Origin of the sequence: Microcoleus sp. MON1_C1 (assembly GCF_036701945.1) — a bacterium.
Lineage (GTDB): Bacteria > Cyanobacteriota > Cyanobacteriia > Cyanobacteriales > Microcoleaceae > Microcoleus.
Genome location: NZ_JAUBRO010000009.1, coordinates 123443 through 148507 on the forward strand (window position 1 = coordinate 123443; position 25065 = coordinate 148507).

General features: G+C 45.6%; 22 protein-coding genes. 16 read left to right on the plus strand and 6 right to left on the minus strand.

The window, feature by feature from the left end; genetic code table 11:
• Positions 1 to 52 precede the first annotated feature (52 nt).
• The 3 genes from QUA62_RS07340 (at position 53) to QUA62_RS07350 (ending at position 2144) form a co-directional block, all read left to right on the plus strand.
• Positions 53 to 523, plus strand: a complete 471-nt coding sequence (locus QUA62_RS07340) for a GNAT family N-acetyltransferase (RefSeq protein WP_333403271.1) — start codon at positions 53 to 55, stop codon at positions 521 to 523.
• Between the two features lie 933 nt (positions 524 to 1456).
• Positions 1457 to 1744, plus strand: coding sequence for an NfeD family protein (locus QUA62_RS07345; RefSeq protein ID WP_333076309.1), 288 nt, complete (start codon positions 1457 to 1459; stop codon positions 1742 to 1744).
• Between the two features lie 112 nt (positions 1745 to 1856).
• Entirely contained in the window at positions 1857 to 2144 is a 288-nt protein-coding gene (locus tag QUA62_RS07350; RefSeq protein ID WP_333403272.1) for an NfeD family protein, read from the plus strand.
• Positions 2145 to 2321: 177 nt separating this feature from the next.
• Here QUA62_RS07350 and QUA62_RS07355 read toward each other — a convergent pair whose 3' ends face one another.
• Together QUA62_RS07355 and QUA62_RS07360 are read right to left on the minus strand one after the other, a co-directional pair.
• Positions 2322 to 2480, minus strand: a complete 159-nt coding sequence (locus QUA62_RS07355) for a hypothetical protein (protein ID WP_333403273.1) — start codon at positions 2478 to 2480, stop codon at positions 2322 to 2324.
• Positions 2481 to 2651 (minus strand): hypothetical protein, encoded by a 171-nt coding sequence (locus QUA62_RS07360; protein WP_333403274.1) that lies wholly within the window; start codon positions 2649 to 2651, stop codon positions 2481 to 2483.
• A gap of 161 nt (positions 2652 to 2812) precedes the next feature.
• On the opposite strand from QUA62_RS07360, the gene QUA62_RS07365 reads away from it, so the two are divergent.
• The 4 genes from QUA62_RS07365 (at position 2813) to QUA62_RS07380 (ending at position 7091) form a co-directional block, all read left to right on the plus strand.
• Positions 2813 to 3835, plus strand: a complete 1023-nt coding sequence (locus QUA62_RS07365; RefSeq protein WP_333403275.1) for an NACHT domain-containing protein — start codon at positions 2813 to 2815, stop codon at positions 3833 to 3835.
• A gap of 66 nt (positions 3836 to 3901) precedes the next feature.
• Positions 3902 to 5179 (plus strand): NACHT C-terminal helical domain 2-containing protein, encoded by a 1278-nt coding sequence (locus QUA62_RS07370; protein WP_333403276.1) that lies wholly within the window; start codon positions 3902 to 3904, stop codon positions 5177 to 5179.
• A gap of 112 nt (positions 5180 to 5291) precedes the next feature.
• Positions 5292 to 6170 (plus strand): glycine--tRNA ligase subunit alpha, encoded by an 879-nt coding sequence (glyQ, locus tag QUA62_RS07375; RefSeq protein ID WP_333403277.1) that lies wholly within the window; start codon positions 5292 to 5294, stop codon positions 6168 to 6170.
• A 153-nt stretch (positions 6171 to 6323) separates the two neighbouring features.
• Positions 6324 to 7091: an ATP-binding cassette domain-containing protein gene (locus tag QUA62_RS07380; RefSeq protein ID WP_333403278.1), complete on the plus strand. Its 768-nt coding sequence runs from the start codon at positions 6324 to 6326 to the stop codon at positions 7089 to 7091.
• Between the two features lie 309 nt (positions 7092 to 7400).
• Here QUA62_RS07380 and QUA62_RS07385 read toward each other — a convergent pair whose 3' ends face one another.
• Positions 7401 to 8672 carry an MFS transporter gene (locus QUA62_RS07385; protein WP_333403279.1) on the minus strand — a complete coding sequence of 424 codons (1272 nt, stop codon included), beginning with the start codon at positions 8670 to 8672 and terminating at the stop codon, positions 7401 to 7403.
• Positions 8673 to 8960: 288 nt separating this feature from the next.
• Positions 8961 to 9473: a DUF2808 domain-containing protein gene (locus QUA62_RS07390; protein ID WP_190738368.1), complete on the minus strand. Its 513-nt coding sequence runs from the start codon at positions 9471 to 9473 to the stop codon at positions 8961 to 8963.
• Positions 9474 to 9918: 445 nt separating this feature from the next.
• On the opposite strand from QUA62_RS07390, the gene QUA62_RS07395 reads away from it, so the two are divergent.
• From QUA62_RS07395 to QUA62_RS07405, 3 genes are all read left to right on the plus strand, one after another.
• Entirely contained in the window at positions 9919 to 11067 is a 1149-nt protein-coding gene (locus QUA62_RS07395; protein ID WP_333403280.1) for a Re/Si-specific NAD(P)(+) transhydrogenase subunit alpha, read from the plus strand.
• A 292-nt stretch (positions 11068 to 11359) separates the two neighbouring features.
• On the plus strand, positions 11360 to 11653 hold the full coding sequence (locus tag QUA62_RS07400; protein ID WP_006633295.1) for an NAD(P) transhydrogenase subunit alpha: 294 nt from the start codon (positions 11360 to 11362) through the stop codon (positions 11651 to 11653).
• On the plus strand, positions 11650 to 13059 hold the full coding sequence (locus QUA62_RS07405) for an NAD(P)(+) transhydrogenase (Re/Si-specific) subunit beta (protein ID WP_333403281.1): 1410 nt from the start codon (positions 11650 to 11652) through the stop codon (positions 13057 to 13059). The genes QUA62_RS07400 and QUA62_RS07405 overlap by 4 nt, the downstream gene beginning before the upstream one ends.
• A 177-nt stretch (positions 13060 to 13236) precedes the next feature.
• Here QUA62_RS07405 and QUA62_RS07410 read toward each other — a convergent pair whose 3' ends face one another.
• Positions 13237 to 13434, minus strand: coding sequence for a type II toxin-antitoxin system HicB family antitoxin (locus QUA62_RS07410; protein ID WP_333403282.1), 198 nt, complete (start codon positions 13432 to 13434; stop codon positions 13237 to 13239).
• Positions 13435 to 13560: 126 nt separating this feature from the next.
• Here QUA62_RS07410 and QUA62_RS07415 point away from each other — a divergent pair, with 126 nt between their 5' ends.
• A complete protein-coding gene (locus QUA62_RS07415) occupies positions 13561 to 14175 on the plus strand; it encodes a COP23 domain-containing protein (protein ID WP_333403283.1) in 615 nt (204 codons plus the stop codon).
• 227 nt (positions 14176 to 14402) lie between these two features.
• Here the strand turns inward: QUA62_RS07415 and QUA62_RS07420 are convergent, their stop codons facing one another.
• Positions 14403 to 15413, minus strand: a complete 1011-nt coding sequence (locus QUA62_RS07420) for a serine protease (RefSeq protein ID WP_333403284.1) — start codon at positions 15411 to 15413, stop codon at positions 14403 to 14405.
• A gap of 338 nt (positions 15414 to 15751) precedes the next feature.
• Here QUA62_RS07420 and QUA62_RS07425 point away from each other — a divergent pair, with 338 nt between their 5' ends.
• From QUA62_RS07425 to QUA62_RS07445, 5 genes are all read left to right on the plus strand, one after another.
• Positions 15752 to 18421, plus strand: coding sequence for a protein-arginine deiminase family protein (locus QUA62_RS07425; RefSeq protein ID WP_333403285.1), 2670 nt, complete (start codon positions 15752 to 15754; stop codon positions 18419 to 18421).
• A gap of 199 nt (positions 18422 to 18620) precedes the next feature.
• Entirely contained in the window at positions 18621 to 19544 is a 924-nt protein-coding gene (locus QUA62_RS07430) for a hypothetical protein (protein WP_333403286.1), read from the plus strand.
• An 84-nt stretch (positions 19545 to 19628) separates the two neighbouring features.
• Positions 19629 to 22604 carry an L-glutamate gamma-semialdehyde dehydrogenase gene (pruA, locus tag QUA62_RS07435; RefSeq protein ID WP_333403287.1) on the plus strand — a complete coding sequence of 992 codons (2976 nt, stop codon included), beginning with the start codon at positions 19629 to 19631 and terminating at the stop codon, positions 22602 to 22604.
• Between the two features lie 124 nt (positions 22605 to 22728).
• Positions 22729 to 24399 carry a glycosyltransferase family 39 protein gene (locus tag QUA62_RS07440; protein ID WP_333403288.1) on the plus strand — a complete coding sequence of 557 codons (1671 nt, stop codon included), beginning with the start codon at positions 22729 to 22731 and terminating at the stop codon, positions 24397 to 24399.
• Between the two features lie 177 nt (positions 24400 to 24576).
• Positions 24577 to 25056, plus strand: coding sequence for a hypothetical protein (locus tag QUA62_RS07445; RefSeq protein ID WP_190660196.1), 480 nt, complete (start codon positions 24577 to 24579; stop codon positions 25054 to 25056).
• The last annotated feature ends 9 nt before the right edge of the window (positions 25057 to 25065 follow it).

Genomic DNA, 25065 nt, shown 5'->3' on the forward strand with positions numbered 1-25065 from the left:
TAATTGTGTTTTACAGCGCCTACCTACTTAAAGCTAATTTTATGGAATCATAATGAATGAAAGTTTTTTTTCGTTGCCGTCTGAATGCGCCATCCGCCCAGCATCAGCTCAAGACATCAAATCAATTAGAATGTTAGTGTGGAGCGCCCGACTCGATCCAACTCAGTTGCGCTGGGAGCAATTTTGGGTCATCGAATGCGAGGGAAAATTGGCAGCTTGCGGACAGTTGCGGAACTTTGCGGGCGCGCAAGAATTGGGCAGTTTGGTGGTGGCGAAAGATTGGCGCGATCGAGGTTTGGGAAGCTACCTCACAAAATATTTAATTCAACAAGCTACAGAACCGCTATATTTAGAATGTTTGGGAAAGCGGCTCGCATCATTTTATACTCGCTTTGGCTTCGTAGAAGTTTCCGTACAAGAATTGCCGCAGTCGCTTAAATTCAAGTTCGGTTTGTCTCAATTAGCTAAAACTTTATTCAGAATTCCTGTAACAATTATGCAGTATCAAGCAGGTTGTCTATAATTATGACTTTTCTGAGTTTAAGATTCTGAATTTATGAATGGATTTTAAGTTCGACCTGTTCAATAATTGGATAACAGGGTGCGATCGAGCTACATCGATCAAAAACTCCTACAGCCTCCTGATATCTGCGTCAGTCTCGATCGCCTATTTTCTATGCCTAAATAGGTAGGTACAAATCAACATCGCATGGGGAGGGCGGGTGAGAGGCGAAGTTGACTTGCTTATATCATAGATCCGCTTACGGGCCGCTAATGGCGCACAGGGTGTCAGAGACCGGGTTTTTAGGGGTTTGGTGCGTAAGTCACGGACTAGATATGTATGGATATTCCGGATTGGGCGATCGAGACGGCGTAAGTTCATAATTCACTGTTCGCGGTAGTCCAGTTGGCTAAATTGGCACAGCCACAAGCCTGATCGTTAGGCCCAAACCGTTGCAAAATCGTTGTTTGCAGGTTGGCGAGTGTCATGTGCCAGTACCAGACTCGGAAAGTGGACTGGCGATCGCACCAAAGATATTCGACTCCTGGCAAATTAGTAAATGTAAAGCAAGTGAGTCACAACCCAATCAAAAAATTCAACCCAAAAATTTAACCCAAAAATAAAACATTTTCACAGCAGCAGTAATGCGGAATCAGTCAATCTCTAATGTAGCTAACAACATCTACCCTTGAGGCAAATCCCACCAACTGCTCAACCATGAAATCCTTAATTCAATACCTCGGAATTAGTGGATTTATACTCCCCCCAACCGCTTCTCAAATCCCCTCAACATTTCAAAAATTCTTTGCTTTTTATCCTGATAAAACCACGGAAGGCAAGAACAATGAAATATCAAGGCAATCAATCAATCTCAACCGAGGAAATGCAGCCTCTCAAATAGCATAAACCGACAATTACACATCCATATATTTTAACACCACAGGAGTAAATATCATGTTCAACGTAGTAAAAGCTTTCGGATCGATTTTCTCCACCCAAGGATACAGCGGCGCTAACAATATGCTCATCAAAAATTACGTCAACACCAATTTCCACTACTTCAACGAAGAAGCAGTAGTTGATGAATCGATTTACCCGAATCAAACAGGTCGCGTCCGCTTTCAAGGTAGCTGGTGGCCCGCACGTTGCGATCGCCAAATCACCCTAACACCAGGAGACACCGTTTATGTCATCGGCGTTGACAACATCACTCTGTTAGTTTCCCTCGCTCCCGCAGACTAAATCAGAGCATGAACAACCTGGTAATAAATCCCAACCAGGAAATGCTACTTTTCAAAGAGCATAAATAGGCGAGTAAAAATCAATATATTTTAACACAAAAGGAGTCAGGAAAATGTTCAACGTAATAAAAGCTTTCGGTTCAATTTTTTCTACTCACACCTACAGCACAGAAAAGAATCTCTTAATGGATAACTACATCAACACCAATTTTAACTATTTCAACGAAGAAGCAGTCGTTGATGAATCGATTTACCCGAATCAAACAGGTCGCGTCCGCTTCCAAGGTAGCTGGTGGCCCGCACGGTGCGATGGCCAAATCACCCTCACACCGGGAGACACCGTTTATGTCATCGGCGTTGACAACATCACTCTGTTAGTTTCCCTCGCTCCCGCAGACTAAACTAGAAAGTAATCTCAACTTTTTCACTGTCAGAACCCCGACTTATTGAATAAGTCGGGGTTCTGACTATTCTGTTTTTTAATGCCAATTTGGCGATCGCTTCCACTCAACACCTGACGCAAGACAGCAATATCTGCCTCCGTTTATTTGCCCGTAGAAATATGGCAGCTCGCGCTACTATAAAAGGGCATTTTTGAGAGCTTGTTTGTTGAGGCGATCGCCGAGTTGAGATTCGCTACTTTCTCCGGTGACTGCTGCTTGTTCTGATGCCTTTTTTCGCTTGTCGATTTCGGCGCTCGGCAACGACAATTTTTTCTCACTATACTCGTTTAGCATTTAGCTTTTATCTATTTCACTCTCCTCATCTTTCTGCAACGCAGCCAAGATTTGAAAGCACAGCCGGAGCAGAAAGAGCAGAAATCCTGCTTGGGGATTGAGCCAGGTGGCAACACCCACTACAGTAAACTCGATTACTTTGAGCCCTTTCTTTTTGTTGGATTTAGACATTAGAATCACCTTTTTTTAATGCTTAAATCCATTGGAACAATTAGAATTGAGAGTTATTTAAACTGATTTGACTGACTTAGGCTGATTTAACCTGACTTAGACTGGCTTCGGGCAAAAAAAGTAGCTAAACTATCTGTGTACCCTTTGCTCGTTTGCTCGTAATGCCCTTTCCTCATGACTTCTTGACCGAAATCGCTCGCACGAAAAAGCTGACTGACCTAGAGATAGCTGTTTTTTTGCTGCTATTTGGTCAAGATAAAAATAAGGTGCAAATTGCCATTGAGCTTAATACAACTGAAACCGTTGTTAGTACGCGGCTAACAGGGGTTTACAAAAAGTTTGGAATCAACGAGCCGGGTCCTGTTAAAGAAAGGGAGTTACGGCGCTATTTAGAGGAGCAGCAGAAACGTAAACCAGCGAGTTCACTGTCAAATCTGCCTGCAGAGAGCGTCAAAGATCCTGTTGATGCGTTGGTTCAGCAGGTACGATCGCGCCTCCACGATGATATCCAACGGTTGCACCGCACCATGCCGCTTTGGGGGATCGATCGTTGGGTGCCGTTGGGTGATTTGTTTGTGGATGTCAATATTCTGGAGGAACTCAGTAGTAGTCGTAAATCGGAATTGGATGACTTGTGGCAGGACTTCAGCCAAAATCGCAGCTACCGCAGTTTCGATCGCATTGGTTTGGGCAAAGAGCTAAAACGGGTATCAGGTTTAGAGGTGCTGACAAAGAATGCGAACCTGATGGTGGTGGGCAAACCGGGTTCGGGAAAGACCACGTATTTGCAGCGAGTGGTGATGGAGTGCAACGCAGGTAATTTACAAGCGCGCCGGATTCCGGTTTTGATTAAACTGCGAGATTTTGTCGAGGATGGGCGTGAGGTTGCCTATTCGCTAGAGCGTTATCTAGAGGGATGCTGGCGGTTGTCGGACCCAGAAGCTCAATCGATACTCGATCGAGGTCGGGCGCTGGTGCTGCTGGATGGGTTGGATGAAGTGACGGGAGAAGATGGGAAGAACATCGCCAAGGAAATCAAGCGGTTTGCTCGCACTTATCCGCAGGTGCAGGTAATTGTGACCTGTCGAACGCAGAGTCAGGAATCGCGGTTTGAGCGGTTTGATTATGTGGAGGTGGCGGATTTTAATGAAACGCAGGCGCGGGCTTTTGCCCAACATTGGTAGAAGGCGGTGATGGGGGATGAGTCGGGGGGACTGGCAAAAGCCAAGGAGTTTCTCGGGCTGCTCTTTTTGGAGGAGAATAAGCCGATTCGGGAGTTAGCAATTACGCCGATTTTGCTGAGTTTGACTTGTGCGGTGTTTCACCGCAAGGGAAAGTTTTACTCGAAGCGTTCCAAGCTTTATGAAGAAGGGTTGGAGTTATTGCTAGAGGAGTGGGACGAACGTAGGGGAATCGAGCGAGATGAAATTTATCGCGATTTGTCAGTGGAGCGAAAGCTAGAATTATTGAGCTTTCTGGCAGTGAAGAAGTTTGAAAAAGAGCAATATGTGCTATTTGAGCAGGCAGAAATTGAGGAGTATATTGCGGAGTTTTTGGGGATTGGGAAGCGGGATAGTCGGGCGGTGTTGAGGGCGATGGAAGCGCAGCATGGATTGTTGATTGAGCGATCGCAAAAAATATGGTCTTTTTCGCATCTAACTTTTCAAGAATATTGTACTGCTTACTTCTTTACAAAGATTCACAGTCGTGACTCAGAAGACAAAGCAACATTGCAAGCACTAGCTCATCATGTTAATGAGTATCAATGGAAAGAAGTATTTTTTTTGACTACAGAAATGTTGGATGATGCCAGTATTCTAATATTGAACATGGAATCAGCAGTCCAAAAATTGAGCGCCGTTGGTAAACTTACGGCTTGGTTGAACTGGGCACATTCTTCAACAAATAAAGCAACAGGAGATTTTAAACCTGTTATAAAAAGAGCGGCAGCTATGTACATAGCTTGTGCATTGTCTCCAGATATTATCCATAATATGGCTCTGGCAGAATGTATGAATTACCTTTCAAGATTAATTGATAGAATAGCACATTCTGACGATATTAAGGAGGTATTGAGAAAGTTCGATACCTTAGTTCGCCATCGCGAGCGCCCTCAGAATAAAGTTATTTATTTAGCTCAAGAAATTGTGCCTATCATTCATGAATTAGAAATTTTTAGTGTGGTTGATTTTGAACTTTTAATAAAAAATTTTCAGATGTTAGAAATTGAAACTCCAAAAATTGAGAAAATTGAGAGAGTTTATGACCGAGAATCCTACAATCTACTTCGATGTTTTGTAGATCGGGTTTTCCAAGTATGGGCTGAAAGTTTAAGTCTTCAGCAAGAATGGAAAGCAATATTTAGAACCGAAGGGGAATTATGGAATTATCTATATGCAAACGAAATGGTTATAGCTTGTAAAGAAAGGGCAGTAAAAATTTCGCTAAAAACATGGGAATCAGTTCTTGAGAGAATGTTACTACCGATCGCGGAAATCGAAAAATGCAAACTGGAAAAAACCGAGTAGGGCAATTCGCTATAAATCCTGTCTTATCTAATTTTGGCAGGGTTTATTTGAATAAACCGTGCCTTGAGTATGCTTAAATAAGCTTAGACACTCGCTAACCATATTTAAACCAGTGAACTTTCAATCAGTCATTGCCACCTTAAACAAATTCTGGAGCGATCGAGGCTGCCTGATCGCCCAATCCTACGACACAGAAAAAGGTGCAGGAACCATGAATCCCCACACCTTTCTCAGAGCAATTGGCCCCGAACCTTGGTCAGTCGCCTACATCGAACCCTGTCGCCGCCCCACCGACGGACGCTACGGCGAAAATCCCAACCGCTTCCAACATTACTATCAATATCAAGTTTTAATTAAACCCTCTCCTCCCAACATCCAAGACATCTATTTAGACTCCCTCAGAGCATTAGGAATTAGCCCTGAAGACCACGACATTCGTTTCGTCGAAGACAACTGGGAATCGCCCACCCTCGGAGCTTGGGGCGTCGGCTGGGAAGTCTGGCTCGACGGCATGGAAATCACCCAATTTACCTACTTTCAACAGTGCGGTAGCATTGACTGTCGCCCCGTCTCCATTGAAATTACCTACGGACTAGAACGCCTAGCAATGTATCTGCAAGAAGTCGAGGCCATGACGAAAATTCAGTGGAAAGATGGCATAACTTACGGCGACGTTCACCTGCAAGGAGAAATAGAACAGTGTACTTATAACTTTGAAGCTTCCAATCCAGAATTGCTGTTTACTCTATTTGGATTGTACGAGCAAGAAGCCGAACAATTGACAAAAAAAGGATTGGTTTTGCCTAGTCTTGATTATGTGTTAAAATGTTCTCACACTTTCAATTTGCTCGACGCTAGAGGTGTGATTTCGGTAACTGAAAGAACCCGCTACATCACAAAAATTCGCAACTTAGCGCGGCGAGTTGCTCAGCTTTATTTAGAACAGCGCGAAAAGCTGGGTTTTCCTTTAGAAAAAGCTGTAAAAGTTTGAGTTTGAATTGTGGGGCGGGCATTTTGCCTGCCTTAAGAACGGGCAAGATGCCCGTTCCACAAAGAGTGAGTTAAATAGGGGAGTGGGCATCTTGCCTGCCTTAAGAACGGGCAAGATGCCCGTTCCACGAAAGCCATATTTTTAATTAATTAAATGCCTAATTATTCCGAAAATAATACAGAAACAAATCCTCAACTGCGAATTGACAGTGTAAGCTTGAAAACACCGATCGCCTCAAGTCATTTGTTGGAAAATATATCATTTCAGGTAAACAAGGGATCTCGCATGGCAATTGTTGGCCCTTCAGGTGCCGGCAAAACAACGCTGTTGCGGTTGCTAAATCGCCTCAGCACTCCCACCAGCGGCTCGATTTATCTGGAAAATACAGAATATCGCCAAATACCTGCGATCGAACTCCGCAAACAAATCACCCTCATCCTGCAAGAATCCAAGCTTTTGGGAATGTCGGTGCGAGAAGCATTGGCTTATCCTTTGAAGCTGCGGGGCGTGACTTCATCAAACATTTCTGAGAGAATTAGCGGGGCGATCGAACAACTGCATATACCCCAAGAATGGCTCAATCGCACCGAATTGCAGCTTTCCACAGGCCAAAAACAGCTCGTGGCGATCGCCCGCGGCATCATCCTGCAACCAAAAATCTTGCTTTTAGACGAGCCAACATCCGCCCTAGACGCAGGAAAAGCCGCTCACCTTTTGCAAGTATTGACACAGCTAACAAACGGCCAAACCACAATTGTAATGGTAAACCATCAATTAGAATTAGCCGAGCAATTTAGCACGCGAATTCTGCATTTACAGCGCGGAAAGCTGATCGAAGATTTGCCCTCTCATCAAATAAATTGGGTGCAACTGCGGCAAAATTTAATCCAAGCAGAAGCAGAAGCCCAACAAGAATGGTGAACCAGCTAAAAAATATTTTCTGCGACTAGATACGCGGTGGAAATCCCAGAACCTTTTTCTCAAGTTGCGCTTAAGGCTGCTTGAATCTCTCTGAGAGATGCGATTGCACTTGTATTGGCTTGGTTTAACCTCTGCTTGCGTAATTCATTTGGATGTTTTAACCGCAGAGGGCGCAGAGGGCGCAGAGAAAGAGAAGATAAGAGGGAAAGAGAGAAGTTTACAAATTGCTGAGGATTGCTAGAGATACAGTCAGATATTAGCTTTGGGAATGTTGTTTAATGTTGGCATTTGTGCTTTTACGCTAAATCGCTACTGCGGAATTAAACCCATTTTTTGATAAAGTGGCCGGACTAAGTTTTTTAAAGCTGGCAACTGTTTGGTAAAAACTATGGAGCCTAAAACACAAATTATACCTCCAATGATGACTGTATTGGGAGCGCCGATATAATTTGCCACTCCGCCAGCAACTAAATTCCCAAACGGTGTCACTCCAAAAAATGCCATCGTGTATATGCTCATCACTCTTCCGCGTTTGTCGTCTTCCACAATTGTTTGCAAAAATGTGTTTCCTCCTGCAAATTGCAAAATGAAGCCAAACCCTACAAACAACATCATGATTAATGACAGCCACAAGACGCGGGACAAACCAAAACCTATCAGTCCACATCCCATAATTGCCGGTGAAATCGCAATCCATTTGCCGAGGCCAACTACACTTTTGCGCGAAATCAAATAAATCGCCCCCCCAAAGGCGCCAACTCCCGAAGCAGCCATCAAAAAGCCGAGGGTTTGTGCGTCGCCGTGCAGAATTTTGGTGGCAAAAATTGGGACTAATACTGTGTGCGACATTCCGGCAAAACTGACTAAGGCTAATAGCAGTAAAATTGCTCGAATCGGGGGAAACCCGAAGGCATAAACGAATCCTTCTTTTAATCTTTGTAAGGGTTTGGTATTAGTTGCGGCAATTTTACGGGCTTTGATCTGCATCGCTAATAAGCCTGCAATTACGGCGATGTAGCTGAGCCCGTCAATGAGAAAGCAATAACTTGGGCCGACTGTAGCTATTAGCAAACCTGCAATTGCTGGGCCGATTAATCTGGCGCCGTTGAACATGGAAGCGTTGAGGGCGATCGCATTTGCTAAATCTTCTTTCTTTTCTACAAGTTCCGGCACAAAAGCTTGCCGTGCCGGCGCGTCAAAGGCATTAATTGCGCCTTGGAAGAAACTCAGTACCAGGATCTGCCAAATGTTCACCACTCCTGTTAGCGCTAAAAATGCTAGGGCTAAGGATTGAACCATTGCTAATATTTGAGTGGCAATTATCACTCGGTGGCGGTTCCAGCGATCGATTAAAACTCCTGCAAAAGGCAGTAAAATTAATGTGGGTATTTGACTTGTAAATCCCACCACGCCGAGCATCCAAGGTGAATCGCTCAAATTGTATACAAGCCAAACAGTAGCGACTTGCGTCATCCAACTGCCAATCAGTGAGAGGCCTTGTCCTGCAAAAAACAGGCGATAATTTCTCGATCGCAGCGCTGGAGGAATTTGTATAGTTTTGATTTTTGCTAGTAGATTCATGCGAGATTACGGCTAGAGCAATCCTATTTGATTTGTAAACATTTTGTTGGGGTAGCGCCCCTGGGCTTACCCCTAATTAGCGAAGGGCAACCATCGAGGGACTGCCCCTAGACTCATTATTACGAATCATTGAGAATTGCGATATGAGCCGAAAGTTCTATTTTACAGCTCCCGAAAACCCGGATTTGAGTATTGTTAAATTTTTGCCCGCAGCAAAACGATCGCCACATTTAATTTTTCTGTCGCGATCGCTTGACTAACGAGAAATTACTTCCCCGAACCCTTCCCTCAATTAATGCTCAACAGCCAAGTACCGAGATAACGCAGCAAGGGAACGTCACCGGGGGTGCGGATGCGGACGTTGAAATGGTACATTCCGCCGGGAGATGGGTTTCTGACGTTGGAGAGTACAACCTCAACATTGTTGCCGGCGGCAATTGGTTCTTTGGGATAAATTTCTATGAATCGATTTTCTTTGTCCCAGATTACTTCTTGCAATTCTATTGTTTTGTCTTTGACGCGCACTTTAATGTCTTTTTGGTCAAATTCGCCTTTGTAGTAGTCTGGATAGGATATGTTCAGTTGGGCGATCGCCAAACTTACTTTTTTGGAAGGAATTCGCAGCCGATATCTATCGCCGCTCATCCCGGCTGTACCGTAATCCAAGCGATAGCTTAATTGGTTGGCCCGCTCGGGGCCGCCGAAAATCGTCAATCCTGGCATCGACTGGGCTAAACTGATGGCGGGCAATCCAGCCACCAAGCAACCTGTAACCGCTAGTGCTGAAAATAATCGTCGCATAACAACTCCTCTAATTAAACTCTTGGTGAACCTTAAATATTGCTCGCCCGAAATTTGCGATCGTGCCTACAATAATATCGAATGTCTCAGCAATTTGATGAGGGCGAGCGACCGGCGGCTGAGGTCACTTTTTTTTGCGTAATTTTTGCGTAATACTGATAACAGACATTCAAACTACATAAGTAGGCGACATAAAATTATATCATAATCGGTGGCAAACTTAACAATTTAGCGAATTTGAATGTATAAGATAAGTTAAAGATACGGGTCGAATTTGGGCGATCGGCTTTAGTATCAACGAGAGAAGTTTAGGGGAACGGCTGCTTCAATGTAAAGCAAGGCATCGGGCGATTAAAAATCGCACTTCAAGAAACCTGCGGAGGCAGGTTTTGTCTGTGTAGGCGCGGTTTCAACCGTCCTAGGAAGGCTTAAATAAGGAGAGTGTATGAAATTAGCGATCGCAAAAGAAATAGCAGCAGGGGAACGCCGGGTGGCTTTAGTACCCGACGCTGTAGCCAGATTAGTCAAACAGGGCGTCGAAGTTTGGGTTGAGGCCGGTGCCGGCGCACAATCCTTTTTCTCGGATATTGCTTACGAAGAAGCGGGAGCTCAGGTTGTCGCCGATACAGCTAGGCTGTGGGGCGAAGCCGATGTCGTCGTGAAAATCGGGGCCCTGCAAGAATCAGAAGTTCATCAACTCCGGGAAGGAGGCGTTTTCATCGGATTTTTGAATCCTCTGGGAGATCCAGCTTTAGTGCAGCGTTTAGCCGATCGCCAAGTAACGGCTTTCAGCATGGAAATGATCCCGCGCACCAGCCGCGCTCAAAGCATGGATGCACTGTCATCTCAGGGTAACGTCGCCGGTTACAAAGCGGTACTGATCGCAGCCGCAGCTTTGCCAAAGTATTTTCCGATGCTGACAACGGCGGCGGGTACAATTCGCCCCGCGAAAGTATTGGTAATGGGTGTGGGCGTTGCTGGCTTGCAGGCGATCGCCACGGCGCGCCGTTTGGGTGCGGTAGTCGAAGCTTTCGATATCCGCCCGGAAACAAAAGAACAAGTGCAAAGTTTGGGCGCTAAATTCCTTGATGTCGAACTCAAGGAAGAAACCGTCGCCGCTGGAGGCTACGCTAAAGAATTATCAGAAGCCGCCAAAGAATACACCCGCCAAGTGCTCACCCAACACGTCAGCGCTTCCGATGCAGTGATTACAACCGCTCAAGTTCCCGGCAGAAAAGCACCTATTTTAGTTACTAGAGAAATGGTTTCTCAAATGAAGCCCGGATCGGTAATTGTTGACCTCGCGGGCGAACAAGGCGGCAATTGCGAATGCACGGAAGCGGGGAAAGATGTTGAATGGAACGGCGTTAATGTCATCGGCCCGATTAATGTGCCTTCGTCGATGCCGGTACACGCTAGCGAAACTTACTCGAAGAATATCTCCTCTTTACTTCAGTTGATGGTGAAAGATAAGGAGCTCAATTTGAATTTTGAAGACGATATCATCGCTGGTGCTTGCGTTGCCCGCGACGGTGAAATTAGCAACCAGCGAGTTCGCGATGCTTTGGCAGCTCAGGCTTCAGCCGTCAGTTAGATTCTGTCGTTATGAGGCAAAGTCCGGCAAGGGTTGAAACCCCTGCCTCAAAGCTAAAGTCCTCTTAAGAGGACTGAAGAACTGATTAAATATCTCCCAAAAAGGCTTTTTTTGTTTGGTGACTAGGGCCAGATCCCCCCTAGCCCCCCTTAAGAAGGGGGGAACAAGAAGTATTCAAAGTCCCCCTTCTTAAGGGGGATTTAGGGGGATCGAGACTCGGCAACAAACGAGAGATATAAAGGACTTTAGCGTTAATTTCACACCAATTACCAATTACCAATTACCAATTGTTATGGCAGAAGGATTGATTGCAGGTTTAGTGGTGTTTACTCTGGCGTCGTTTGTGGGATTTGAAGTAATCAATAAAGTCCCGCCGACGCTGCACACACCTTTGATGTCGGGATCGAATGCGATTTCGGGAATTGCGGTTTTAGGTGCAATTCTGATTTCTGGCCAAGGCAATGTGACTGTTACTTCGATTTTGGGGACGATCGCGATCGCCCTGGCCACAATTAACGTAGTCGGCGGTTTCTTAGTAACCGATCGAATGCTGCAAATGTTCAAGAAAAAAGAGGTTAAAGCGTGAGCGATTTTCTGCCCAGTGGCATTCAACTAGGTTATTTAGTTGCCGCATCTTTGTTTATTATCGGTTTGAAACAGTTGGGTTCCCCTGCAACCGCGCGTCAAGGAAATGTGTTAGCTGCGATCGGGATGTTAATTGCGATCGTCGGTACGTTGCTGGAAAAGCAAGTAGTCAGCTACGAATTGATTGCTGTCGGAATTATCGTCGGTTCCATTTTGGGAACGATTATGGCGAATACCGTGGCGATGACGGATATGCCGCAGATGGTGGGTTTGCTTAACGGTTTCGGGGGCGCGGCTTCTGCACTCGTTGCTGTGGGCGAATTCTGGCGCTATCTCAGCATCCCGGAATCGCCAACTCCAGACGCGACAATCACGATTCTTTTGGGTGTGTTGATTGGCGGAATTACTTTCACTGGTAGCCTTGTGGCGTTTGCGAAACTGCAAGAATTGCTACCTGGTGCGCCCATGACGTTTCCGCTGCAACAGCCGTTTAATGCCATGCTGGCGATCGCACTTTTAGCCGGCAGCGGTTATATGCTGTTTAACCCGGAGAATGTGCCGGTATTCCTGGCTTTGGTGGCGATTTCCAATATTTTGGGCATCATGTTTGTGCTCCCGATTGGCGGTGGCGATATGCCGGTGGTGGTGTCGCTGCTTAACTCTTATTCGGGGATTGCGGCGAGTGTGGCTGGGTTCATTTTGATGAACAATATGCTGATTATCGCTGGTGCATTGGTGGGCGCGTCGGGGATTATTTTGACGCAAATCATGTGCAAGGGGATGAATCGATCGCTTTCTAGTGTGCTGTTTAGCGCCTTTGGTAGCGGTGGCGGTAGTTCTGCTGGGGCTGCTGGGGCTGCTGGTGCTACTGACAAAACTGTTCGCAGCATCAATCTCGAAGAAAGTGCGATGATGTTGGGTTATGCGCGATCGGTTGTAATTATTCCCGGTTACGGAATGGCTGTAGCGCAAGCACAGCACGCGGTGCGCGAGTTAGCCGACGGTTTGGAAAAAATGGGTGTTGACGTGAAATACGCGATTCACCCGGTGGCTGGGCGGATGCCGGGGCACATGAATGTGCTGTTGGCGGAAGCAAACGTGCCTTATCCGCAGTTGTACGATATGGACGACATCAATCCGCAGTTTGAAGAAACGGATGTGGCGTTGGTGATTGGTGCGAATGATGTGGTGAATCCGGCGGCGCGTCACGATACGGCGAGCCCGATTTACGGGATGCCGATTTTGGAGGTTGATAAGGCCAAACATACGATCGTGATTAAGCGCGGGATGAGTGCTGGTTTTTCCGGTGTTGACAATGAGTTGTTTTACAAGGATAAAACGATGATGTTGTTTGGTAGCGCTAAGGATGTGGTTGCCAAATTGGTTTCTGAGGTGAAGCAGTTGTAGGATTTTGCAACCGCTGATGAAGGCGGATTAACGCGGATTAACGCGGATGATTAAACCCGGTTTCTACAAGAAACCGGGTTTTTGTTGGGGTTTTGTTTTGATATCAATATTCTTCAGTCTCCAGCGAGAGGGACTTCGTTTGACTCTTAAGCGATTTCAATCGCCGAGTCTTATAAGCTAATAGTTTGTATGCAGTCGATTCTTGACTTCCGAAGGATCGGCTGTCTCAAAAAATAGTTCCAACGCTTCGATCAGATTTCGTCGCGCTTCTTCTATATTGTCACCTTGGCTGGCAATATCAAGTTCTGGGCAAAGGGATATATATCCGTCGCCTTCTCGTTCAATAATTGCTGTCAACTGTTGTGTTGACTTCATAATACTATAATAGCATTATTCGACATCAGGCAAGTTTTCGGGAATGCGTTACTTGGTTGATGTAGAACTTTTCAACTTAATTATCGCTCTTGTCGTCTATCAAAACTTTATCGAGGATTCTGTACCGTGAATAATGGTGGAAAGTTTTTTAACGTCGCAAACCTGACTATCGGTGTACTAAGTTTGTTAGCGGCTGTTGTCGGTGCCGGAATTGCTTATGCTCAAGGTTGGCAGCCGCTGTTATTTGAAAAAGATGCTCGTTTTTCCTGCCAACTTCAGCCAGATACTCAGCGGGGTAGTGAAGTTTGGACTGTCATGTACCGTCACGATAAAGGTCAACAACCTTGGTTGAAAATGGTCACAACTTTAGGCGGTGATTATACGCCTGTAAGACGCTGCCAAATAATTTCTGAAAGCTTGAACGGTTATCGCAAAGATGGTTTAATTCGGTTAGCTTATAGAGACGAGCCTAAGACGCCGAATCAATACGTGATTTGTGCTAAAACTAAGTTGAGTGGCGAGGGTTGTCCGCTGTTGGTGACGTTGAATCCCGGTAGCGAAACGGAGGCTTATAACGCAATGCGAGATATGACTGAAAATTTGCTGAACGGTACTGGGGTTTATCAAAATAGCGAGGGTAAGCAGGTAGTTCCTAAGTTTTCTCCGTCTTCGCCCGAGATTGATTTAACTCCTTTTTTGGCTGAAGAGGATCGCCTTGCTGGATCTAATTCTGCTAAGTGATATCAGGTGCTATTCCCAACTTTGTCATTGCGAACGAAGCGAAGCAATCGCAAGCCTCTGCGATTGCTTCGCTTCGTTCGCAATGACATACAAGAATGAGGTTAATAGACATCATATAAGCGCCCAGTGCCCGGTATCGGAAACCCAGACACCGCATGACTCTGTGGATTGGGAATCCTTCACAATTCTTAATAAAAACTTGAGGTGTTTATTAGGTTACAATTTTATCATTTTTTATTGGTGAGAAGACGCCACAGCAAAGCACCCACCCACCGACATACACTCCCAAACAACGACCCAAACACGCAAATAACACCACCAATTCCCGCAGACAAAACAACCCCCGCACCATCTAATTCTAGATAAAAAGCTAGCCAAACAAAAAACAACACCATTATCACATCAAAAAACGCACCACGCCTATCACCAATAGACAGCTCCCACCACCACCACCCCATTAAAGCCACTACCTCAACCACCACCCAAACCACCCCCGTCTCACCCCCACCCAAACCCCTACTCCTCCACCCATCATCCCATCGTGACCACACACTCCCACTCTCGGCTTGAGTTGGAGCAAGGCGGGCTGTAAGTGCATTTGTATTAAAATTTGCCAGATAAGTTTTAATAGGAATTCCCCTCGGCAATTTATCCTTCGCCTGCCCGTGAACTGCAACCACTTTACCGCTAGCATCTAAAACAGGCGCGCCACTTATCCCAACAGAAAGTTGAGCTGTATAGTTAATTCCATATCCCTCCGCCAAGACAACATTAATTCTCGATACTGAACCTTCCAAAAATTCCGGCGCTAAATCTTCGTTTTGAAGAACTGGAAAACCCGAAATATAGATTTTATGTCCTACTTTCAGCTCGTTAGAATCACCAAAATTGACACTGGGATAAGGACAACTTTCCCCGGCAGACTTAAACGTCACCACTGCTAAATCGTAAGTAGGACTTGTTTGAATTCTGTCAGTTGTATGACTTTGTTTATCCTGATAAGTTTGCAGTTTCAAACTATAGCCTTTAACCACATGACCGGCCGTGAGAACAGTGCAAACTCCCTTTTTTCCCGGTATAATAAACCCCGTACCGTGTCCGCCTTGATTTTCGTAGTAAATCAGCACGAGGCTCTTGTTAACTGTTTCAGCAATTTCTTGAGATGACTTCGGCTGCGAACAACTTATTAATGAGAGTACGATGAGGATAAAAATTAGCCAGCAAGAGCGGAATTTCATGAATTTTGCTGATAGTTTTAGGGAATAAGGGAGTAAATGAATAATTTCTACAACAGTGATGTGTTGTTTTCCAGGTAGGAGATTAACAGGAAATCATAGCATTTTTTTGAAGTCGTAGCTACGGGTAAGGACACGGTAGTGCCCAGAGGTGACAAGTTAAGATTTAGGACTTACGGACTTCGACAAAGAAACCGGGTTTTTACCGAATCAGTCCGCAGCAACAAAGTATTTTCGTAAAAAACCCGATTTCTGGGCCGCCATGCGTAAGTCCTTATAATTAAATCCCCCATTGCTCCCGAGATTAGGTAAAATTATTGGCGTGTCTGAGGATAAACTATATGCGCTTGGTTAAATATATTGCGATCGCGATCGTCAATGGTTTCGGTGTCGTCATCGGTATTATTTGGGTTGCAGTCCCCACAACACTGGCTCAACCTTCCTTAAACTACCAACTCGCACTCTCTGCGCGACAGCCAGAGCGCGAAACTCCGCAATCCCTTTCCGAACTCTACAAATTGCGCGATCGGCTGAAAGTACAATTAGATAACCTTGCCAAAACTCCCGACAGCGCCCCGTTTCCGGCAGAACTTTGGAAATCAGCAATCCACCGTCAGCAATCTCAAACTCTGACGCAGCAACTCCAAAACGTTCAAAGTCAGATTCAAATAGAAGAAAGAGCCAAATATAATTGGGACGATGCTGCTAAATTAGCCGCCCAAGCAGTCTTAATTGGACGCACTTCTAATCCTTCTTCTGCTACTTGGGAACAGTCCCAGCGGCTGTGGCAGTTGGCTATCAATACGCTGCGACTCATTCCTCACGATTCTTTTTTGGCCGATGGGGCGATGGACAAAACCATCGAATACCAAGGAAACCTCAGTGTCGCTACCTATGAAATGCAAGTTGCACGTTCTGTTGAGAAGGTTAGAGCTGAGGAAGAAGAGATAAGAGAGCGAGCCCGCAAAGAGCAAGAGAAAAAAGAATTTGCTCGTCGAGAAATTGAGAGAAAAGAACAAGAGAAAAAAGACCGGGCTAGAAAAGAACTAGAAAGACAAGAATTCCAAAGGCAAGAATTAGCCAGGAAAGAACTTGAAAGGCAAGAATTAGCCAGAAAAGAACTAGAAAGACAAGAATTCCAAAGGCAAGAATTAGCCAGAAAAGAACTAGAAAGACAAGAATTCCAAAGGCTAGAGTTAGCCAGAAAAGAACTAGAAAGGCAAGAATTAGCCAGAAAAGAACTTGAAAGACAAGAACTAGAAAGGCAAGAATTAGCCAGAAAAGAACTTGAAAGACAAGAACTAGAAAGGCAAGAGTTAGCCAGACAAGAATTAGCGCAAAAAGAATTAGAAAGGCAAGAACTAGAGAGAAATCAGCAAGCAACTCCTCCACCAACTCCTGAATCAACGGCAACACCAACTCCCGCCCCAGTTACGCCTGCTGCGTCGCCGCCGAACTTTTTCTTTGCGGGAGATACCAACAGAGATGGCCAAATTAACGAGCAAGACGAAGCGGGAAAAGAACAATGGTCTTTGTCCAAGGGCGCGCTAATTTTATTTAACGATCGCAATAACGATCGCGGCAAGATACCGACTTGGAAACAAACCAAAGTTAGCGCTCCCCGCCGTGCAGCAATGCTTTCTCAAGTTAACTTAACACTGTCTGAAAACTTCAAAACCTCTCAACTATTTATCACGGCTGACAGCATTGCTAGCCCTCACATCAGCGTTTTTCAGAAGACGGGCGACGGCTGGCAACCTGTAGATATATCCGGTGCTAAACCTCTAGTTTTCAGCACGAATATTGTTTTAGGCGTAGAAGCCAAACAATTTGCCGATCGCAATTGGAACGGCACTGTTAATCTCAAAGCAACTGCCCAAAACAACGGCCAAGAAATTGCCTCCACAACAATCCAAATGGGCGTTAGTCCTTGGATGATACCGCCCAATACAGCACCAGTAACCGAAGTTCAGGTCAGCGACAGAGGCGCGGTTAACAGCGAATTTATCTCGCAACTAAAACAAGCAGTAGAACCCACGGGCGCTAAAGTAAAAATTCTCCAGGGCGATCGCACTTGGATGCAAGATACCCAGAAAAACGGCTACGTTCAATTGCCAGAAAAATCGGATATACGCCTGTTTAATGTAGCCATAAAAAGCAATAGCGAACCCGAGAAAAACCCGCCTGTTAAATCAGCTCAAAACCGGGATTTGAAAGTATTTAAAATTGGCAATCCTCGTTCTTTAGACCCTGTAAGTCAGTGGTCTGACGGATACGGCAATTTGCAGGTGACACCGCCGATTCCCGGACACCCAATGGGTCGAGTTTATTACGGGAATTCGGGAAATGCTAGTTTTAATCCAGAGGTACTTGATTTTATTCAAGCTCAGAGAATTCAAGGGCCGCCAGTGGATATTGATACTTCTTGGCTTCTGACTCGCCAAGTCGATGAAATTATCAATTTTATTCCCACTCAAACTCCCGGACAATATGTAATGGCAATCGCCAGTCCCGAAGCCGGAGTTAAGCTGTTGGAAGAATTGCAGGAAAAAGGTTACGGCGATGTGACGATCAATCGTGGTTTGAGCACTCAAACAACTGTCAGCGCCGCTTTGCAAAACCGTGCTTTAATTCAACACAATCTCTATTTGCAAAATCAGAAACTTAATCCGATTATAGAGAAGTTGAAAAGAGAGTTTTTGCTCAAAGACGACCAAATTATTCAAGTTCCGGTGATGTTTGGCTACAGCGGTTATGCTTGGTCGCCAAATATGGTCAATTCGGTGCCAGTTAACGGCAAATTGTTAGTTTCCAATCCGCGCGGACCAATGATTGAGGGTGTAGATTACACTCAGGAAAGATTGCGCCAACTGCTGCTTCCTGCTGGCGTCAGCGTTAGTTTTCTGGATGACAGGTATTATCAAGAATTAAAAGGAAACGTGCAGTCGGCGACGAATACTGTGAGGAAGCCTGAAGAGCGGCCTTTTTGGCAGTCTTTACCTAATAATTGAACCCAGTAGTAATTTGCGATCGCAATTTGTACTCAATATTTACCGAAAATTGGTAAATTGCGATCGCCCCAGCAGATAGATTTCTCGATAGACACGGACGGCAATTTGTCAAGAGCCTTGCCGTAGTTGTTCAGTGCAGGCGATCGCACCAGTAACGTAAAATGTCTAAAAGCGGTCTTTGTAAAATAAATTTAGCCCCATGAGCGACGAACAGGAAAAAAAACAAATTTTGACTCAGCAACCGGAAACAATTTCCACTGCCAGTGATGAGTTCGATCGCAGTGAAATTGCCCGTGGCGATGCAGCTTCAGCATCAGTAGAAACTCCCGCAGAAATTGTCGCGCCCAAAGATATTTCAGCGCCAATCGACGAGGCCGAAACAATTCCAATTTCCGCCGATAGCGCGCCGGCAACAACTCAAATTGCAAGTTATCCGCCTCCAACAATTCCAACTGCCAACCCCGAACCAAAACCAGCTCGCTCCTGGCAAATCGTAGCAGTTTTTCTCAGCGGAATGTTAGTTGGTTCTGTCCTTAGTGTCGGCAGTTTGGTAGCGTGGAGAATGTATCAGGAAAGAGCGAACCTGCAAATCAAACTACCCGCTGACGTACCCCTCCCCGAAAGCCCTCCGCCTGTCGCAACAGCGCCCGCCAACCGCCGGCCCGGACTTCCCCCAGCACCTGGAACTCGACTGCCCGCCACAATCTATCCGTCGCCCCGTCCCACTCAAATACCCTCTGTGTCGGGTGTTCCCCAACTTGCTTCGCCGTCACCGTCGCCGTTGCCGTTGCCTTCTCCTTCTGCTTCTCCCGCTGTGGTTGAAACCCCTGTAACCGAGCGAGTTTACTTTCAACCTGGTGCTACGGGAACTACTCTGAGCAATAGTTTGCGAGCCAACATATCCAGGCGCTACTTACTGGAGTGCAATAGCGGCCAAAGCATGACAATAAGTGTTCAAGAAGGTCAAGTTAGCGCAGCAATTATTGCTCCTAACGGTGAAAACTTAGGTACTGCTGACAGCACAGGTCAGTGGCAAGGTCAACTAGCCAGTAGCGGCGATTATACTATTGAAATTTCAGGCGATCGCCAAGCAAACTACCAAGTTAAAATTGAAGTGAAATAGCAACTATAATTGTATCAGGGGGTAGTTACCAAATACATAAAGTCCCCCTGTAGCTAATTACAAATTACAAATTACTTATTACCAATGATCGCACAAGTATCTGAAAACATCTACGAAGCAAAAACCCAGGAAATTGCCAAAGAAATTTTGCGGGTAACTCAAGAGAAAAAGCGCTCTTTTTTCGGTCAACTCCAAGACCAAATGCGCTGGGACGACAAACTGATGGATTGGGCCATGGCCAGCCCCGGACTGCGGGTGCAGTTGTTTCGATTTATTGACTGTTTGCCGGCCCTCCGCAGCAGGCCGGAAATTGCCCGCCACTTGCAAGAATACCTGAGCGCTGAAGAGGTAGAATTGCCCGAGGCATTGAAAAAATTGCTCAACTTTGCTAGCCCTGATTCAGTTCCGGGTCAATTGGCGGCGACGACGGTTGCGCCTGCTGTGGAAACTTTGGCGCACAAGTATATTTCTGGGGAAAATATCAAGCAGGTAATTAAAACCTTAGAGCGGCTTCGCAAAGATAAAATGGGTTTTACAGTTGACCTTTTGGGCGAAGCTGTCATCACTGAAGCTGAGGCGCAAATTTATCTTAACCGCTATTTGGAATTGATGGCGGAACTCGCGAATGCAGCGAAGAATTGGCCGCAAGTAGATGCAATTGACAAAGCTGACGGCGAAACTCTGCCCCGAGTGCAAGTATCGGTAAAGTTAACGGCTTTTTATTCTCAGTTTGACCCGTTGGATGCTAAAGGTAGCGAGGAGAAAGTAAGCGAGAGAATTCGCCTGTTACTACGCCGCGCGAAGGAATTGGGAGCGGCTGTTCATTTTGACATGGAACAGTATGCTTACAAAAGTTTAACTCTGACCATTCTCAAAGACTTATTGTTAGAAGAAGAGTTTCGCAGTCGCACTGATATCGGAATTACATTGCAAGCATATTTGCGCGACAGTGCTCAAGATTTGCAAGGTCTTATTGCGTGGGCAAAAAAACGCGGAAATCCGGTAACAGTGCGGCTGGTAAAAGGCGCTTACTGGGATCAGGAAACTATCAAAGCGATGCAGAAAGATTGGCCACAGCCGGTCTACAATGACAAAGTTACTACCGATGCAAATTTCGAGCAGATGACGCAGTTGCTGCTAGAAAATCACGAATATTTGTATGCAGCTATTGGCAGTCATAATGTGCGATCGCAAGCGAGGGCGATCGCCATTGCCGAAACTCTCAATATACCGCGCCGCCGCTTTGAAATGCAGGTACTGTATGGCATGGGCGACAAATTGGCTAAGCTGTTGGTCGATCGGGGTTATCGCGTCCGAGTCTACTGCCCCTACGGCGATTTGCTACCGGGAATGGCTTATTTGATCCGCCGTTTGCTGGAAAATACCGCCAACAGTTCTTTCATCCGGCAAAGTTCCGAAGAAATGCCGATCGAACAATTGTTAGCCGCGCCCGTTGCTAACGGAAATGACCAGCTAGTTTACAGCAAAATATTTCCCAACGTTGCCGATACCGACTATGCCAATACCAAATTGCGGCAACAAGCAGAAACAGCCATCAAATTAGTGCGGGCTAACTTAGGTAAAACCTATTTACCCCTAATCAATGGCGAGTACCAAAATACTGAAGCAACAGTTAATTCCCTCAACCCTTCCAATCCCACAGAAGTAGTCGGCAAAATCGGATTGCTTTCCGAAGAACAGGCCAAACAAGCCCTGGAAGCAGCAAAATCAGCCTCTACCAGTTGGCGGAAAACCTCTGTCCGCCAGCGTGCAGGCGTCCTCCGCAAAGCCGCAGAGTTGATGGAACAGCGGCGGCACGAACTGTCAGCTTGGATGGTGTTTGAAGTCGGCAAACCAGTCAGAGAATGCGATGCCGAAGTTTCCGAAGCTATTGATTTTTGTCGCTACTACGCCGACGAAATGGAACGGTTAGACCAAGGAAAAAATTACGACATTCCCGGAGAAACTAACCGTTATAGCTATCAGCCACGTGGCATTTCTTTAATCATTTCGCCTTGGAATTTCCCACTCGCAATTCCCGTTGGCATGACAGTTGCATCGCTGGTTGCTGGTAATTGTACTTTACTCAAACCTGCGGAAGTATCCTCAGTAATTGCAGCAAAAATCACCGAAATTTTGCTGGAAGCCGGAATCCCCAAAGGCGTATTTCAATACGTGCCTTGCAAAGGTTCAACCGTCGGCGCTTACATGGTGAAACATCCTGACGTTCACATGATTACTTTCACCGGTTCTCAGGAAGTGGGCTGTCAGATTTATGCCGATGCTGCGATTTTGCAGCCTGGACAAAAACACCTGAAACGAGTAATTGCGGAAATGGGCGGAAAGAATGCAATTATTGTCGATGAAAGTGCGGATTTAGACCAAGCAGTTGCAGGCGTAGTTTATTCGGCATTTGGATACAGCGGTCAAAAATGTTCCGCTTGTTCGCGAGTAATTGTGGTCGAATCGGTGTACGATAATTTTGTGGCAAGATTGGTAGAAGCGACGCGATCGCTCAATGTCGGCCCCGCAGAAAATCCCGGCACTCAAGTCGGCCCTGTGATCGATGCCAATGCCCATTCGCGCATCCGCGAATACATCGAAACAGGCCGCGCCGAAGCTAAAATAGCTTTAGAAATGCCGGCACCGGAAACCGGTTATTTTGTCGGCCCAGTCATTGTTACGGAAGTATCCCCGACAGCAACTATCGCCCAAGAAGAAATTTTCGGCCCTGTTTTGTCGGTGATTCGGGCAAAGAATTTCAGCGAAGCGATTGTTATTGCTAACGGCACGAATTTTGCTTTAACCGGCGGATTGTATTCTCGCACGCCTTCGCATATCGATCGAGCCGCATCCGATTTTGAAGTCGGAAACCTGTACATCAATCGCGGAATTACCGGCGCTGTGGTATCGCGGCAACCCTTCGGAGGATTCAAACTTTCGGGAGTTGGTTCTAAAGCTGGCGGCCCGGATTATTTGCTGCAATTCCTCGAACCCCGCACCATAACCGAAAATATTCAGCGGCAGGGTTTTGCGCCGATTGAAGGAGTGGATGATTAATCATTCCTTTGTTCGTACTGAGGACTGAAGTCCTCTCTCTGGCTGTTAAGTTAGTAGGGTGCGCCTAGCGCACCTTACGGGTGGGGTAACAGAAAAAATTTGTGCCAGATTAGCTAGTTATAAAATGGAATCTACGAAAGAGCGCGATCGACTAAATTCTCACAACCCTTCACTTGACAAGTGGCTGCGATTTTTAATTATCGCCGTATTAGTCATAGGCATTTTATTTCGATTCGCCAATCTCGATCGCAAATTTTACTGGATCGACGAAACATATACTTCTTTGAGAGTTTCGGGCTACACCGAAGCCGAAATAATCAAACAAATTTCTTACCAGAAAATAACCTCGCCTGCGGATTTACAAAAATATCAGCAGATAAATTCCGAAAAAACTGTAAGCGATACCCTGAATTCTTTAGCAACAGAAGACCCCCAACACCCCCCTCTGTATTACGTACTAGCGCGATATTGGGCGCAATGGTTCGGCAGTTCCGTGGCCGCAATGAGAAGTTTGGCCGCCGTGATTAGTCTGCTAGTATTTCCCGCAATTTATTGGCTGGCTTGGGAGTTATTTGAATCTTCAGCAGTAGCGTGGATGGCGATCGCACTTTTCGCGATTTCTCCCTACCATATCATATTTGCCCAAGAAGCAAGACAGTACAGTTTGTGGACAATAACTACTATTTTATCCAGTGCAGCCTTGCTGCGAGCAATGCGCTCTGACGAAAATCAAAATCCTGTCGCCCTAGTTCTTCCCTGGGCGCTTTATGCAGGCACAGCAACACTGGGATTGTACACCCACTTGTTATTTGTCTGCGTCGCTGCCGCCCACGCAATCTACGTCGCAGTTATTGCCAACTGGCGCGATGTGAAAACATTCATTTCCTATTATGTAGCAGCTTTAATCGCTTTGATCGGCTTCATGCCTTCCCTCATAAATACTGTAGAAAACTTCAATCAAGTTAGAAGCACAACAGTATGGGCCGAACAAACAAATTACTTAAGATTAGTCAGCAGGTGGGTTGGTTCCCTCAGCATAGCATTTTTTGATATAGGCATTGATGGGACTGCCAACGCCACACAACTAGCCTTGCTAATTCCAGTTGGTATCATGATTCTAGCTTTAGTCGGCTATGCCCTTTATTTTTTATACCGACAAACACCAAAGCGAGTGTGGTTGATTGTATTGTTATTAATTGCAACAACAGCTTTATTTTTAGCACTACCCGATCTAATCAAGGGTGGAAGGCGATCGGCAAATCCGCGATATTTAGTTCCTTGTTATGTGGGAATTCAGCTAGCAGTGGCTTACCTGCTGTCGGCGAAAATTAGTAACAATTTGGAGAAGTTAAAACAGCAAAAACTGTGGAAAATAGTTATAGTTGCAGTTTTTTTCGCAGGTATTATATCCGGTGGAGTTAGTTCTCAAGCAGATATTTGGTGGAATAAAGGCAGCGGTTGGTTGCGTGCCTTGGAAGTAGCTGGGACTGTCAATCAAGCCAGCAATCCCCTAATTATCAGCGATGCCAATATCGCACATATCATGCCTTTAAGTTATTACCTAGAACCAAAAGTCAAACTGCTAATAGAACCCCGCTGTTACACTTCTTGCTACAAAAATCGAGAATTGGCAAAGAAAAAACCCCAACCGCCACCAATTCCCGGGGGTTTCAGTGAGTTGTTTTTATACAGACCGTCCTCTACTTTGCGATCGGCAATTCAGCAACAAAACTATCAAATAGATCCGGCTGACCCTAATGTCGAGCTTAATCTGTGGAAAATTACCAAAAAATAATCTAAAACATTAAAGCAAAAAACACGGGTTTGCTGCCAAAAAATAAATGTCTTATTCACTGCAACATACGGACGATAAACGGTATTTTCGGAACTATGTCGCAAGTATAGTTCAATAGGGTTGCTTTTCGCGGTAAGCTTAAAGTTAAGAATCAAAAAATAACATCAAAAGTCTCAAATGACAGTCACTGAAACCTCCAACATTCGTAAACTGCTGTGTGATCCCGACTTAGGGCTGATTCCTCACCTAGAAAAGTGCCTGAAAGATTTGCACTCATCTGCGATCGCCAGTGGAGAGAAATTCAAGGTAGAACCTTACGATATAGAACTCAAAAGCTGCCACACCCAGAAGCATCCCAACGACCAAAAACCCCTTGTCACCCAGTCAGTGTTAATAAAAGTTCCCTTGACTGGGAAAGTTCAAGACAAGATGCACCTATATCTGATCGCAACTGAGTTGCAGAACCAAATCGACTTCAAAATTATCGACTGGAGTGCCTTAGAACGCCGCCAATACGACATTCAGGGCATCCCCTTAAAGCAGCCGATCACCAAAATAGACGGCCAGATGAATTACGAGTTAGTATTCGATCGACCAAGCTACTGCTGCATCACCCTGTGCCGCCAATTTGACTTAACTTACGCCGCCAATTTTTAATACCAATTC